This is a genomic window from Pseudomonas sp. H3_E04 (genome assembly GCF_054668915.1).
The window spans coordinates 5,298,214-5,312,680 of the sequence record NZ_CP162797.1 but is presented as its reverse complement, the minus strand read 5'-3'; the positions used below and the strand labels follow the sequence as shown (position 1 = coordinate 5,312,680).

Annotated in this window: 10 protein-coding genes; 7 read left to right on the top strand and 3 right to left on the bottom strand. The window is 60.4% G+C overall.

The window, feature by feature from the left end:
• Nucleotides 1–280: 280 nt before the first annotated feature.
• On the bottom strand, nucleotides 281–1,864 hold the full coding sequence (locus AB4N53_RS23845) for a peptide chain release factor 3 (protein ID WP_460123939.1): 1,584 nt from the start codon (nucleotides 1,862–1,864) through the stop codon (nucleotides 281–283).
• Nucleotides 1,865–2,312: 448 nt separating this feature from the next.
• Here AB4N53_RS23845 and AB4N53_RS23840 point away from each other — a divergent pair, with 448 nt between their 5' ends.
• The 5 genes from AB4N53_RS23840 (at nucleotide 2,313) to AB4N53_RS23820 (ending at nucleotide 7,554) form a co-directional block, all read left to right on the top strand.
• On the top strand, nucleotides 2,313–3,002 hold the full coding sequence (locus tag AB4N53_RS23840; RefSeq protein WP_166554532.1) for an ABC transporter permease: 690 nt from the start codon (nucleotides 2,313–2,315) through the stop codon (nucleotides 3,000–3,002).
• Nucleotides 3,003–3,022: 20 nt separating this feature from the next.
• Nucleotides 3,023–3,916 carry a glycine betaine ABC transporter substrate-binding protein gene (locus AB4N53_RS23835; RefSeq protein ID WP_460123936.1) on the top strand — a complete coding sequence of 298 codons (894 nt, stop codon included), beginning with the start codon at nucleotides 3,023–3,025 and terminating at the stop codon, nucleotides 3,914–3,916.
• 13 nt (nucleotides 3,917–3,929) lie between these two features.
• Nucleotides 3,930–4,583 (top strand): ABC transporter permease, encoded by a 654-nt coding sequence (locus AB4N53_RS23830; protein WP_024011588.1) that lies wholly within the window; start codon nucleotides 3,930–3,932, stop codon nucleotides 4,581–4,583.
• Entirely contained in the window at nucleotides 4,580–5,737 is a 1,158-nt protein-coding gene (locus AB4N53_RS23825; RefSeq protein ID WP_460123932.1) for an osmoprotectant ABC transporter ATP-binding protein OsmV, read from the top strand. Before AB4N53_RS23830 ends, AB4N53_RS23825 begins: the two co-directional genes overlap by 4 nt.
• A 653-nt stretch (nucleotides 5,738–6,390) precedes the next feature.
• A complete protein-coding gene (locus AB4N53_RS23820) occupies nucleotides 6,391–7,554 on the top strand; it encodes a type III PLP-dependent enzyme (RefSeq protein WP_460123929.1) in 1,164 nt (387 codons plus the stop codon).
• A gap of 143 nt (nucleotides 7,555–7,697) precedes the next feature.
• On the opposite strand, the gene AB4N53_RS23815 is transcribed toward AB4N53_RS23820, so the two are convergent.
• Together AB4N53_RS23815 and AB4N53_RS23810 are read right to left on the bottom strand one after the other, a co-directional pair.
• Nucleotides 7,698–8,447 (bottom strand): tetratricopeptide repeat protein, encoded by a 750-nt coding sequence (locus tag AB4N53_RS23815; RefSeq protein ID WP_460123926.1) that lies wholly within the window; start codon nucleotides 8,445–8,447, stop codon nucleotides 7,698–7,700.
• Nucleotides 8,444–9,124, bottom strand: coding sequence for a Fe2+-dependent dioxygenase (locus AB4N53_RS23810; RefSeq protein WP_460123923.1), 681 nt, complete (start codon nucleotides 9,122–9,124; stop codon nucleotides 8,444–8,446). The genes AB4N53_RS23815 and AB4N53_RS23810 overlap by 4 nt, the downstream gene beginning before the upstream one ends.
• A gap of 207 nt (nucleotides 9,125–9,331) precedes the next feature.
• On the opposite strand from AB4N53_RS23810, the gene AB4N53_RS23805 reads away from it, so the two are divergent.
• Both AB4N53_RS23805 and AB4N53_RS23800 read left to right on the top strand, forming a co-directional pair.
• Complete coding sequence (locus tag AB4N53_RS23805) at nucleotides 9,332–11,647, top strand: TonB-dependent receptor (RefSeq protein WP_460123920.1); 2,316 nt, start codon at nucleotides 9,332–9,334, stop codon at nucleotides 11,645–11,647.
• Nucleotides 11,648–11,882: 235 nt separating this feature from the next.
• Nucleotides 11,883–14,411: a PepSY domain-containing protein gene (locus tag AB4N53_RS23800; protein ID WP_460125244.1), complete on the top strand. Its 2,529-nt coding sequence runs from the start codon at nucleotides 11,883–11,885 to the stop codon at nucleotides 14,409–14,411.
• Nucleotides 14,412–14,467: the final 56 nt, after the last annotated feature.

Here is a 14,467-nt window from a genome sequence, read left to right as displayed (position 1 = left end):
AGATCGCAGCCTCCGGCAGCTCCTACACCCGATGAGCGTTAGCTCGAGTAAAGCTTTTGATCTTGATCCACCGGCGACGTCGGAAGGCTGAGTGGAGGGATTGATCCGGACGTAGGAGCAAGCCTTTTTGGGTACTTTTTCGGCGTTTGGAAAAAGTGCCTCGCCGTACGGGCGAAACCGTAATCAGCAACACCCGCAGAAACGGATATACCCCCAAAACAAAAAGCAAAAAACCCCCAAGGCCTACACCTTGGGGGCTTCGAACAAACCAGCTCAGCGCTTAATGATGCTCACGCGTCGCGCGGAATTTCACATCCGGCCAACGCTCCTCCATCAACGCCAGGTTAACCCGCGTCGGCGCCAGATAGGTCAGATGCCCACCGCCATCCAGCGCGAGGTTCTCCACCGCTTTGTTGGAGAATTCCTCAAGCTTCTTCTTGTCGTCACATTCGATCCAGCGCGCCGAATACACAGTAATCGGCTCATACGAGCACTCGACCTTGTATTCCTCTTTCAAACGGCTGGCGACCACATCGAACTGCAGCACCCCGACGGCGCCGAGAATGATGTCGTTGCTGCGCTCCGGGAAGAACACCTGGGTCGCGCCCTCTTCGGCCAATTGCTGCAAGCCCTGACGCAATTGCTTGGACTTCAGCGGATCACGCAGACGCACACGACGGAACAGTTCCGGGGCGAAGTGCGGGATACCGGTGAAACCCAGCACTTCGCCTTCGCTGAAGGTGTCGCCGATCTGGATCGTGCCGTGGTTGTGCAGACCGATGATGTCGCCGGCGTAGGCTTCTTCGAGCTGTTCCCGCTCGGAGGAGAAGAACGTCAGGGCGTCGCCGATGCGGACGTCCTTGCCGGTGCGTACGTGGCGCATCTTCATGCCTTTCTCGTACTTGCCGGAGCAGATACGCATGAAGGCGATGCGGTCGCGGTGCTTCGGGTCCATGTTCGCCTGGATCTTGAAAATGAAGCCCGAGAACTTCTCTTCCACCGGCTCGACGGTGCGCTCATTGGCCACGCGCGCCAGCGGACGCGGCGCCCAATCGACGACAGCATCGAGCACGTGGTCGACACCGAAATTGCCCAGCGCCGTACCGAAGAACACCGGGGTCAGTTGGCCGTCGAGGAATTCCTGCTGGTTGAATTCGTGACAGGCGCCCTGCACCAGTTCCAGCTGTTCGATGAAGCGCTCGTACTCATCGCCCAAGTGCGCGCGCGCCTCGTCGGAGTCGAGTTTTTCGATGATCTTGGTATCGGTGCGCTCGTGACCGTGACCGGCGGTGTAGACGATGATGTAGTCGTCGGCCAGGTGATACACGCCCTTGAAATCACGGTAGCAACCGATCGGCCAGGTGATCGGCGCAGCCTTGATCTTCAGGACCGCTTCGATTTCGTCGAGCAGTTCGATCGGGTCGCGAATGTCACGGTCGAGTTTGTTGATGAAGCTGACGATCGGCGTGTCACGCAGACGGCAGACGTCCATCAGCGCAATGGTCCGTGGCTCTACACCCTTACCGCCGTCGAGCACCATCAGTGCCGAGTCCACCGCTGTCAGGGTGCGGTAGGTGTCTTCGGAGAAGTCTTCGTGGCCCGGGGTGTCGAGCAGGTTGATCATGTGTTCGCGATAGGGAAACTGCATGACCGACGTGGTAATGGAAATACCCCGCTGCTTCTCCATCTCCATCCAGTCGGATGTCGCATGGCGATCGGATTTACGGGATTTCACCGTACCGGCCACTGCAATCGCCTTGCCCATCAACAGGAGCTTTTCGGTGATCGTGGTTTTACCGGCATCGGGGTGGGAAATAATGGCGAAAGTGCGGCGTTTCGCGACTTCGGCGGCCTGTTGGGTCATGGGAAATCGCCTGGCGGTGATTCAAAAAAGGGCGGCGAGTATAGCTTAAAAAGTGGTCGCCAAACCACCGTCCCTCGGCCGCGCAAAACCCCGTAGGAGCTGCCGCAGGCTGCGATCTTTTGACCTGTTTTCTAGAAGCCAGATCAAAAGATCGCAGCCTGCGGCAGCTCCTACAGGTGGCCAGATGGCATCCAATGTGGGAACCTTTTAAAGCACGGAGACGTCCATCCCCTGTTACGAACTTTCGTCAGGGGCTGAAAAATCAGCAAGTTAGCCTGACGAGGCTGCGCTCATGGCTCGCTTTCGCACCGCTTGGCCGGTGCTGGAAAACGGCTACTTTTCGCGAACGCTGACTCCGGCAGCCAGGAATGGCTTGCCACGCGGAGCAGCGCTCGCCGACTACAAAAAAAGGAGTCCGCCTGTGGCTATCCGCTATGGCAAAGGGCTGATGGGAGGTGCGGTGGTGATCGCACTCCTGGCCCTGCTGGTCCACTGGATCGGCATCAACACGATCGAACACTACCGTGACGATTTGTTGTTTTACTTGCAAGCTCATCTGATTCTCGTCCTCGCTTCCATGCTGGCCGCCCTTGTCGTGGGCATCCCCGCCGGTATCTTCCTCAGCCGCCCGAGCATGGTCGGCCGCGCCGAACGCTTCATGCAGATTTTCAATATCGGCAACACCGTGCCACCGCTGGCCGTGCTCGCGATTGCGCTGGGCATCCTCGGCATCGGCAGTGGCCCGGCGATCTTCGCGCTGTTCCTCGCCTCGCTGTTGCCGATTGTGCGCAACACCTATGAAGGCCTGAAAAATGTGCAGGGCTCGCTGAAGGAAGCCGCTGTCGGCATCGGCATGACGCCGCGCCAAGTGTTGTGGAAAGTCGAATTGCCGAACGCCGTGCCAATCATCGTCGGTGGCGTGCGTGTCGCCCTGGCCATCAACGTCGGCACCGCGCCGCTGGCGTTCCTGATCGGCGCCAACAGCCTCGGCAGCCTGATCTTCCCCGGCATCGCCCTGAACAATCAGCCGCAACTGCTGCTCGGCGCCGCGTGCACCGCGCTGTTGGCGCTGCTGCTCGATGGCGTGGTCACCCTCGCCAGCCGTCTCTGGCTGGAACGCGGTTTGCGCCCGTCTTAAGGCTTTGCGAAGGAATACCTATGAAACGATTGAGCTTGATTCTGGGCTGTATCCTGCTGTTCGCAGGCGTCGCCCAAGCCGCCGAAAAACCGGTTATCCGCCTCGGCGCACGAGTATTTACCGAGCAGACTCTGCTCGCGGAAATCACCGCGCAATACCTGCGCAGCAAAGGCTACGACGCGCAGATCACCGGTGGTCTAGGCAGCAACCTGGCCCGCAGCGCCCACGAAAGTGGCCAGTTGGACCTGCTCTGGGAATACACCGGCGTGTCGCTGGTGGCCTATAACCATGTCACCGAGAAACTCGACAGCGCGCAGTCCTACGCACGGGTCAAAGAGCTCGACGCGAAAAAAGGCCTGGTCTGGCTGACGCCGTCGAAGTTCAGCAACACCTACGCCCTCGCCCTGCCGAAAAAGGTCGCCGAGCAATACCCGCAGATCGGCAATATCAGCCAGCTCAACGAAGTGCTGCGCGCCGAGGCCAAGACCAATCATCTGGTGGCGCTGGACACCGAGTTCGCCAACCGCTCCGACGGTCTCAACGGCATGGTCAAGCTCTACGACATGAACCTGACCCGCAAGAACATCCGGCAGATGGATGCCGGCCTGGTCTACACCGCACTGCGTAACGGTCAGGTGTTTGCCGGTCTGGTCTACACCACCGACGGCCGGCTCAATGCCTTCGGCCTGAAATTGCTGGAAGACGACAAGCATTACTTCCCCGACTACACCGCCGCTCCCGTGGTGCGTCAGGCCACGCTGGACGCCAACCCGAAACTGGCCGAACAACTCAAGCCGCTGGCCGAACTGTTCGACGATGAAACCATGCGCCAGCTCAACGCGCGGGTCGACGTCGACCACGAAAGCCCATCGTCCGTTGCCGCCGATTTCCTGCGCCAGCACCCACTGAATTAAGAGAGGAGAAGTCATGGAATTTCTGAACGCCTTTTCCCATCTCGACTGGCAGCAGGTGATGCACCTGACCTGGCAGCACATCACTCTGGTCGGCATCGCCGTGACCCTGGCGATCGTCATCGGCGTGCCGCTGGGCATCCTGATGACGCGCTTCCCCACCCTCGCTGGCCCATTACAAGCCAGCGCCACGGTGCTGCTGACCGTGCCGTCGATTGCCCTGTTCGGCCTGCTGCTGCCGTTCTACTCCAAGTTCGGCCAAGGCCTGGGGCCACTGCCAGCGATCACCGCCGTGTTCCTCTACTCGTTGCTGCCGATCATGCGCAACACCTACCTCGCCCTCACCGGTGTCGAGCCGGGCATCCGTGAAGCCGCGCGCGGCATCGGCATGACCTTCGGCCAGCGCCTGCGCATGGTCGAGTTGCCGATTGCGGTACCGGTGATCCTCGCCGGCGTACGCACCGCCGTGGTGATGAACATCGGCGTGATGACCATCGCCGCGACCATCGGTGCTGGCGGCCTCGGTGTGTTGATCCTCGCCTCCATCAGCCGCAGTGACATGTCGATGCTGATCGTCGGCGCGCTGCTGGTCAGTCTTCTGGCGATTTTCGCCGACCTCGTTTTGCAGTGGCTGCAACGCTCGCTGACTCCAAAAGGACTCCTCAAATGATCGAACTTCAAAACCTCAGCAAAAGTTTCCAAAGCAACGGCAAAGACGTCAAAGCCGTGGACTCGGTGAGCCTGACCGTCAATGAAGGCGAGATCTGCGTGTTCCTCGGGCCATCGGGTTGCGGCAAAAGCACCACGCTGAAAATGATCAACCGCCTGATCAAACCGACCTCGGGCAAGATCCTCATCAACGGCGAAGACACCACCGATCTCGACGAAGTGACCCTGCGCCGCAACATCGGCTACGTGATCCAGCAGATCGGTCTGTTCCCGAACATGACCATCGAAGAGAACATCGTCGTCGTACCGAAACTGCTCGGCTGGGACAAACAGAAATGCCACGACCGCGCCCGCGAACTGATGAGCATGATCAAGCTCGAGCCCAAGCAGTATCTGCATCGGTATCCGCGTGAATTGTCCGGTGGCCAGCAACAGCGTATCGGCGTGATCCGCGCCTTGGCCGCTGATGCGCCGCTGCTGTTGATGGACGAGCCATTCGGCGCGGTCGATCCGATCAACCGCGAGATGATCCAGAACGAGTTCTTCGAGATGCAACGCGCGCTGAACAAGACCGTGATCATGGTCAGCCACGACATCGACGAAGCGATCAAACTCGGCGACAAGATCGCCATTTTCCGCGCCGGCAAACTGCTGCAGATCGATCACCCGGACACGCTGCTCGCACACCCTGCAGACGACTTTGTGAGCAACTTCGTCGGCCAGGACAGCACCCTCAAGCGCCTGTTGTTGGTGAAGGCAGAAGACGCGGCGGACAACGCGCCGTCGGTCAGCCCGGAAACCCCGGTGGCCGATGCGCTGGAATTGATGGACGAGCACGACCGCCGTTATGTCGTGGTGACTTGCGCCGAGAACAAGGCACTGGGTTACGTGCGCCGTCGCGACCTGCATCGCCAGACCGGCACCTGCGCGCAATTCCTTCGTGAGTTCAACGCCACCGCAGCGTATGACGAGCACCTGCGCATCCTGTTGTCACGCATGTACGAGTTCAACCGCGCCTGGCTGCCGGTGATGGATGCCGAACGAGTGTTTCTCGGTGAGGTAACGCAGGAATCGATCGCGGCGTACCTGAGCTCGGGTCGTTCGCGGGGGATGAAGACCAGTATCGTCTCGCCGGCTGAGACGGTGGTCGCATAATCCGTCCGCGTGGTTGAAACCCGATCCCTGTGGGAGCGAGCCTGCTCGCGAAGCGTAATATCAGTCGACGCTAAATGGCGGCTGTGAAAATGCCTTCGCGAGCAGGCTCGCTCCCACAGGATCTACGTAATTTTGTTGATCTTCACAAGGTGACAAAGAATCTCAACAGCCTCTCCTGCAAGCGCGTCGTCAATTCAGCTTCTTCGAGGTCCAAATCCCCCTTCAAAACCCTCTCTCGCCGCTAACGTCGCCGATGTTGTCGCCATCACACTTACCTGCGATCTAGCTGACAAAAGCCACGAACGTGCAGATATGTTTAACACTCGAAAATTCGCCGGGAACATCTCCCCGTCATCTCGGTCGGGTAGAAGGAGTGATGAACGCGACGCACGTCAGAAGCGTGCAAAAACGCGACATTTTTAGTTGATCTCGCGCCCCTCACGCCCTAAAGTTCGCGCCGAACGTCCATGCTGGAAACGATCCATCCGGCTCAAGTACTGACGACGAGACAGCAAGGCCAAGGGATAGCTGCACATCTCTGGGCCTTTTTGCTTTCGGCGACATGCCTTGGGAAGTAGGCGAACCAAAGTGGGGATACGGAGGGCGTTCATGCACCCATTGATTAACTTAGTTTGCCAGCAGGAGTTCCCAGCATGTCGATCCAGGTCGAAGACTATTTCGCGCGCGCTACATTCGACAAAATGAAGGCGTTCGCCGACAAACAGGAAACCCCGTTCGTGGTGATCGACACCGCGATGATCGCCCAGGCCTACGATGACCTGCGCGCCGGTTTCGAATTCGCCAAGGTCTACTACGCGGTCAAGGCCAACCCGGCCGTCGAGATCATCGACCTGCTCAAAGAAAAAGGTTCGAGCTTCGACATCGCCTCGATCTACGAGCTGGACAAGGTGATGGATCGCGGCGTCAGCGCCGACCGTATCAGCTACGGCAACACCATCAAGAAATCCAAGGACATTCGCTACTTCTACGACAAGGGCGTGCGTCTGTTCTCCACCGACTCCGAGGCCGACCTGCGCAACATCGCCAAGGCTGCACCGGGCTCGAAAGTCTATGTGCGCATCCTAACTGAAGGCTCGACCACCGCTGACTGGCCGCTGTCGCGCAAGTTCGGCTGCCAGACCGACATGGCCATGGACCTGCTGATCCTCGCCCGCGACCTCGGTCTGGTGCCATACGGCATTTCGTTCCACGTCGGTTCGCAACAGCGCGACATCAGCGTCTGGGACGCGGCGATCGCCAAGGTCAAAGTGATCTTCGAACGCCTGAAAGAAGAAGACGGCATCCACCTCAAGCTGATCAACATGGGCGGCGGCTTCCCGGCCAACTACATCACCCGCACCAACAGCCTGGAAACCTACGCCGAAGAAATCATTCGCTTCCTGAAAGAAGACTTCGGTGATGACCTGCCGGAAATCATCCTCGAGCCGGGCCGTTCGCTGATTGCCAACGCCGGTATTCTGGTCAGCGAAGTGGTACTGGTTGCACGCAAGTCGCGCACTGCCGTCGAGCGTTGGGTGTATACCGATGTGGGCAAGTTCTCCGGCCTGATCGAAACCATGGACGAAGCGATCAAGTTCCCGATCTGGACCGAGAAGAAAGGCGAGATGGAAGAAGTCGTGATCGCCGGCCCGACCTGCGACAGCGCCGACATCATGTACGAGAACTACAAGTATGGCTTGCCGCTGAACCTGGCAATTGGTGATCGTCTGTACTGGTTGTCGACCGGTGCGTACACCACCAGCTACAGCGCGGTCGAGTTCAATGGCTTCCCGCCGCTGAAGTCGTTTTACGTTTAAGGAGCAGCTGCAAGAGAAAAGCCCATGACGTGTCATGGGCTTTTTTGTGTCCGCAAATCCCATGTAGGAGCTGCCGCAGGCTGCGATCTTTTGATCTGGCTTTTAAAAAATCAAAGGCAAAAGATCGCAGCCTGCGGCAGCTCCTACAGGGATTGCGCGTAGCGTTGGGAATATTGATTGGCCATGGCCTGGATTCTGGGATCCGTAGCGCTCGCCAGCGTCTGGCTCGCTACCCGCAGGAAATTCAGATTGCCGGCGGCCAAGGCCTTCTCAAGCCATATGACTGCATCATCGATCCGCCCTTCACCCGCCAACACCGCCGCATAACTGAACTGCCCACGAAAATCCCCTGCCTCGGCAGAACGCCGATACCAGTCACGCGCCGCCAGCGGATCCGCCGGACACACCTGCCCTTCCTCCAGATAACGCCCAAGCAGGTTCATCGATTTCGCATGGCCCAACTCAGCCGCGCGCCGATACAGCGCCAGCGCCTGCTGATGATCAACCGTCACCCCGCGCCCGGTCGCCAGCAGGTTGGCGAGGTTGTACATCGCCCAGTCCAGCCCCGCCTCGGCGGCGATCCGATAATGCTGCGCCGCCACCGAGGCATCCGCCGCACAACCCCAACCATGCTCATGACAACGCCCGAGCATGTTGCGCGCCATCAGATGCCCGCGCCCGGCGGCAATAGCGAACCAGCGCAGCGCAAGCGGTTGATCCTGCGCGATGCCCTGCCCGTCCAGCAGGATCTGCCCCAGCAGCGCCTGCGCTTCAACCTCGCCCTCGCCCGCCGCGAGCAAGATCGCCTGCGCAGCGCGGGCAGGACTTTCGGCGAGCATTGCGCGCAACTGTTCACCGTCCAGGGCTTCCTCGCGACGCAACTGGAAACTCATACCTCGACCCAACGCCGCAGCAAGTTGTGATAAGTGCCGGTGAGGCGGATCAGCGAAGGGTGATCGGGAACATCGTGCGTCAGTTGCTGAATCGCCCCGTCCATTTCGAACAGCAAGGCGCGCTGACTGTCTTCGCGCACCAGGCTCTGTGTCCAGAAAAATGACGCATAACGCGCGCCACGGGTGACCGCGTTGACCTTGTGCAAACTGGTGCCCGGATACAACACCATGTCGCCAGCCGGCAGCTTCACTCGCTGGGTGCCGTAGGTGTCCTGAATCTCCAGTTCGCCGCCGTCGTAATCTTCCGGCTCGCTGAAAAACAGCGTCGCCGACAAATCGGTGCGCACCCGCTCGATGCTGCCCTTGGGCTGGCGCACGGCGTTGTCGATGTGAAAATCGAAACTGCCGCCGGCCGTGTAACAGTTCACCAACGGTGGGAAGACCTTGTGCGGCAATGCAGCAGACATGAACAGCGGATTCTTCCACAGCCGCTCGAGCATCGCCGCGCCGATTTCCTTGGCCAGCGGATGGCCTTCGGGCAGTTGCAGATTGTGCTTGGCCTTGGCCGACTGGAAGCCGGCGGTGATCTTGCCGTCGGCCCAATCCGCCTGCTCCAGGGCTTGGCGGATGCGCTGCACTTCGTCTTTTGCGAACAGCCCGGGAATGTGCAGCAGCATGGCGATGTCACCTGATGGCAAGAAGGCGGCAATGGTATTGATTCTTATTGACCGTGTAAAACCCGTAAGACGAATGAACGGGCAGAAACCGTAAGGGCAAATTGTAAAGAATGTAAATTCAATGCGAATAACAATGTTTCGCAATTGATACGAATACCTGTTTACCCTATATTCCGCCGCCTCAAATCCTTGGGGAGGGGAATAAAAATGGCACGTCAACACGCACAATTACCGGTCAGTTCACCACGTCTGCTCGCCTCGGCAATCGGTGTCGCAATCACCGCCGGCTCCGCTGGGCAGATGGTCTTCGCGGCGGAAAAAACCGACAGCAAAGCGTCCGGCAACGCCATCGCCCTGGACGCCACCGCCATCACCGGCGAAGCCCAGGACTCGACTTCCTATCAGGTCGAAAAAGCCTCCTCGCCCAAGTACACCGCGCCGCTGGTCGACACGCCGCGCTCGGTCACCGTCATCCCGCAACAAGTGCTCAAGGACACCGGCGCGCTGAACATGCAGGACGCCTTGCGTACTGTGCCGGGCATCACCTTCGGCGCCGGTGAAGGCGGCAACCCGCAGGGCGATCGTCCGTTCATTCGCGGCTTCGACGCCCAGGGCGACACCTATCTGGACGGCGTGCGCGACACCGGTTCGCAGAGCCGCGAAATCTTCGCCGTTGAAAACATCGAAGTCAGCAAAGGCCCGAACTCGGCGATCGGCGGTCGTGGCGCCGCCGGCGGCAGCATCAATCTGGTGAGCAAGAAAGCCCATCTGGGCAATTCGTTCGACGGCGGCTTCACCTACGGCTCCGACCAGACCCAGCGCTACACCCTCGACGGCAACTACCAGTTCAGCGACAGCGCTGCCGGCCGTCTCAACCTGATGAGTCACGAGAGCAACGTCGCCGGTCGCGACAAGGTCGATTACGACCGTTGGGGCATCGCACCGTCGCTGGCCTTCGGCCTGGGCACCGATACCCGCGTCAACCTCGACTACTACCACCTGGAAAGCAACGACACCCCGGACTCGGGCATCCCGTACACCATTCCCACCGGTGGTTCGGCCGCGCGCACCAAGTCCAATCCGGACAAGCCGTATGCCGGTGGCGATCACGACAATTTCTATGGTCTGGATCGTGACTTCCGCAAGGGCCGCACCGACACCGCGACCTTCGCCATCGAGCATGACCTCAATGATGCGCTGACCATCAAGAACACCCTGCGCCACGGCACCAGCATGCAGGATTACATCCTCACCCAGCCGGACGACAGCAAGGGCAACGTCAACAACGGCAGCGTCTGGCGTCGAGCCAACACGCGGGTGAGCAACACCGAAACCACCACCAACCAGACCGACCTGTTCGGCACCTTCTACGTGGCCGGGTTCAAGAACAGCTTCTCCACTGGTGTCGAATACACCCGTGAGCAGAGCGAGAAATCCTCGTATAACGTCAACACCGACACTACGCCGCGCACCAGCGCCGTCACCACCAACTGCAACCCGGGCCTGATCGGCGCGGCCAGCGGTTATAACTGCACCTCACTGTCGAACCCGAATCCGAACGATCCGTGGAACGGCGCAATCTCGCGCAACTACGCCGGCACCGACACCCAGGCCGACACCTACGCGCTGTACGTGTTCGACACGCTGGAGTTGTCCGAGCAGTGGCTGGTGAACATGGGCCTGCGCTACGACCACTTCGACACCGACTACAAAACCTACAACGCCGCAGGCCGCACCACCTCCAAGGGCGATGACACCAGCGAATTCGTCACCGGCCAGTTCGGCGTGGTCTACAAGCCGGCGGAAAACGGCAGCATCTACGCCTCTTATGCAACCTCGGCGACGCCGCCGGGCAACACCCTGGGCGAAGGCCAGGAAGGCAACCCGCTGGGCGGCACACCGGATCGCAGCGGCAACCTGCTGAGCAGCGACATGGAGCCGGAAACCACCAAGAATTACGAAATCGGCACCAAGTGGGATCTGCTCAACGATCGCCTGTCGCTGACCGCCGACATCTTCCGCACCGAGAAGGAAAACGCTCGCGTGCAGGTCGACACCAGTTCCTACGAGAACGCCGGCAAGACCCGCGTGCAAGGCTTCGAACTGTCGGCCAGCGGCAAGATCACCGACAAGTGGCAGGTGTTCGCCGGTTACGCCTTCATGGACAGCGAACAGGTCGACGGTGGTCCGCTGGGTCGCGCCAACGACGGCAACGATCTGCCGAACACACCGAAAAACAGCGCCAGCCTGTGGACCACGTATCAGGTCACGCCGAAGCTGACGATCGGTGGTGGCGCGTTCTACGTCGACGACGTCTACGGCAGTGTTGCCAACACAACGATGGTCGATTCGTACGTGCGTTACGACGCGATGGCGGCCTACAAGCTGACCAAGAACGTCGACCTGCAACTCAACGTGCAGAACCTGACCGACGAAACCTATTACGACAAAGCCTTCTCGACCCACTTCGCCAATCAGGCGGCGGGACGCACGGCGCTGTTGAGCACCAACTTCCACTTTTGACCGATGTGAAAACCTGTGGGAGCGAGCCTGCTCGCGAAGGCAATCTTTCAGCAACATCGATGCTGACTGACACACCGCTTTCGCGAGCAGGCTCGCTCCCACAGGGAATGCGCCGCGAGGCTCGGCCCCGTTCATTCAGTTGAACGGGGCTTTTGTGTGTAACGCAAAACGCTTCTTGATAACCCACGGCATAATGCGCGCCGTGATGACAATTTCCGAACGGACGGCGAGTGACGTGTTGAAGAAAACCCTGTTCCAGTTGCACTGGTTTTTTGGCATCACCGCAGGGCTGGTGCTGGCCCTGATGGGCATCACCGGCGCGGCCTATTCGTTTCAGGACGAGATCCTGCGCGCGCTGAATCCGTCCGTTCTGCAGGTGGAAAAACAGGTCGCCGGCGTGCTGCCGCCAGTGGAACTGGTGGAGCGCATCGAAGCCGCGTCCGGCAAGAAAGTCTCGATGCTCTGGGTCGAGACCGACAGCGGTCACGCCGCACGGGTGTTCTTCACCCCGCCCAAGGGCGAACGACGTGGCGAAATGCGCTACTTCGACCCGTACACCGCCGAGTTCAAGGGCGATGCCACCGGCCAGGACTTCTTCGGCCTGATGCTGCAACTGCACCGTTTTCTCGCCATGGGTGACACCGGGCGCAATATCACCGGCGCCTGCACCTTAATGTTGTTGTTCTTCTGTTTCTCTGGCCTCTATCTGCGTTGGCCGCGTCAGTGGAACAGTTGGCGCGTGTGGTTGACCCTGGACTGGAAGAAAAAGGGCCGCGCGTTCAATTGGGATCTGCACTCGGTGGCCGGCACCTGGTGCCTTTTGGTCTATCTGCTGCTGGCGTTGACCGGCTTGTCATGGTCATACGAGTGGTACAACAAGGGCCTGACCCGACTGCTTTCCGACGCGCCGCAAAATGAACGCGTACGCGGTGGTCGCGGCCCGGCGCCGGAAGGTCCGGCACCGACCGCCGACTACGCGGCGATGTGGAGCAGCATCTACAGCGCCGCCGGCCCGGGCCTGGCCGCGTACAACATCCGCATGCCGGCGGTGGCCGGCCAGCCAGCGACGGTGTTCTACCTGCTCGACAGCTCACCGCATGACCGCGCGCTGAACCAGATCACCCTCGACCCGGCCACCGGCGTGGTCAAACGCGTCGACCGCTATGCCGACAAAAGCTTCAAGGCACAACTGCTGACCAGCATTTATGCGCTGCACGTCGGCAGTTATTTCGGCCTCGTCGGGCGCATTATCGTGACGATTGCGGCGGTGTGCATGCCGCTGTTTTTCATCACTGGCTGGCTGCTATATCTGGATCGCCGGCGCAAGAAAAAGCAGATCAAGGATGCCCGCCAAGGTCTCGCGCAACCGTCCGCCGATGCTTCGGCGTGGCTGATCGGTTTCGCCAGCCAGAGCGGTTTCGCCGAACAGCTGGCGTGGCAGACGGCTGGCCAATTGCAGGCCGCCGGGCTACCGGTCAATGTGCAGCCGCTGGCCAATCTCAGCGAACAGGACCTGCGTGATTCGCACAATGCCCTGTTCGTGGTCAGCACCTTCGGCGACGGCGAAGCACCGGATAGCGCCCGTGGTTTCGAGCGCAAAGTGCTGGCCAAAGCCTCGACACTCGACAGCCTCAACTACGCCGTGCTCGGCCTCGGCGATCGGCAGTACGCGCACTTCTGCGGCTTCGCCAAGCGCCTGCACCAATGGCTCGGCGAACACGGCGGCAAGACCTTGTTCGCCCCGGTGGAAGTGGACAGCGGCGATCCTTACGCGCTGCGTCACTGGCAAACCCAACTCGGCCAGCTCACCGGACAGGCGCCGAGCGACACCTGGCAAGCACCCAGCTACGACAACTGGACGCTGGTCCGCCGCGACCTGATGAACCCCGACAGCAGCGGCGCGCCGGTCTACCTGCTCGGCCTCAAAGCCCCGGACACCCGCAGCTGGCTCGCCGGTGATCTGGTCGAAGTACTGCCGCGCAATTGCCCGTGGGCGATCGAGCATTTCCTCGACGGCCTCGGCATTCGTGGCGAGACCCCGGTCAAGGTCAATGGCATCGACGAACCACTGGAAGTGGCCCTTGCCTCACGCCAACTGCCCGAGCACCGCGCGCATCTGGTCGGCCTGCATGCGCAGTCGCTGGTCGACGCGATGGTGCCACTGGCGATGCGCGAATACTCCATCGCCTCGATTGCCGCTGACGGCGTGCTGGAGCTGATCGTGCGTCAGGAACAGCACAACGACGGCAGCCTCGGCATCGGCTCCGGCTGGCTCACCGAACACGCGCCTGTGGGCGGCAGCATCAGCCTGCGCGTGCGGCGCAACAGTGGTTTCCACCTGCCGAACGAGCCGGTGCCGATGATCCTGCTGGGCAACGGCACCGGTCTCGCGGGCCTGCGCAGCTTGCTCAAGGCACGGATTGCCGACGGTCAGCAGCGGCACTGGCTGTTGTTCGGCGAGCGCAACCGCGAACACGATTTCCTCTGCCGCGCCGAGCTGGAGGAATGGCTGGTGAATGGTGATCTGGCGCGGCTGGATCTGGCGTTTTCGCGGGATCAGGCTGAAAAGATTTATGTGCAGGATCGCTTGCGTGAGTCGGCGGATGAACTGAAGAGGTGGTTGGCTGATGGTGCCGTTATCTATATCTGCGGCAGCCTTCACGGGATGGCCTCAGGCGTAGACCAGGCGCTCAACGATATCCTCGGCCGCGCCGAAGTCGAACGCCTGATCGAACAGGGCCGCTATCGCCGGGATGTTTACTGAAAAACCCGTTGCTTTGTAGGAGCTGCCGAAGGCTGCGATCTGTTGATCTTGTATTC

Bases quoted from the DNA above. Each gene is read 5' to 3' on its own strand.
- AB4N53_RS23845 (WP_460123939.1), bottom strand. From the start codon at position 1,864: ATGACCCAACAGGCCGCCGAAGTCGCGAAACGCCGCACTTTCGCCATT.
- AB4N53_RS23840 (WP_166554532.1), top strand. From the start codon at position 2,313: ATGGGAGGTGCGGTGGTGATCGCACTCCTGGCCCTGCTGGTCCACTGG.
- AB4N53_RS23835 (WP_460123936.1), top strand. From the start codon at position 3,023: ATGAAACGATTGAGCTTGATTCTGGGCTGTATCCTGCTGTTCGCAGGC.
- AB4N53_RS23830 (WP_024011588.1), top strand. From the start codon at position 3,930: ATGGAATTTCTGAACGCCTTTTCCCATCTCGACTGGCAGCAGGTGATG.
- AB4N53_RS23825 (WP_460123932.1), top strand. From the start codon at position 4,580: ATGATCGAACTTCAAAACCTCAGCAAAAGTTTCCAAAGCAACGGCAAA.
- AB4N53_RS23820 (WP_460123929.1), top strand. From the start codon at position 6,391: ATGTCGATCCAGGTCGAAGACTATTTCGCGCGCGCTACATTCGACAAA.
- AB4N53_RS23815 (WP_460123926.1), bottom strand. From the start codon at position 8,447: ATGAGTTTCCAGTTGCGTCGCGAGGAAGCCCTGGACGGTGAACAGTTG.
- AB4N53_RS23810 (WP_460123923.1), bottom strand. From the start codon at position 9,124: ATGCTGCTGCACATTCCCGGGCTGTTCGCAAAAGACGAAGTGCAGCGC.
- AB4N53_RS23805 (WP_460123920.1), top strand. From the start codon at position 9,332: ATGGCACGTCAACACGCACAATTACCGGTCAGTTCACCACGTCTGCTC.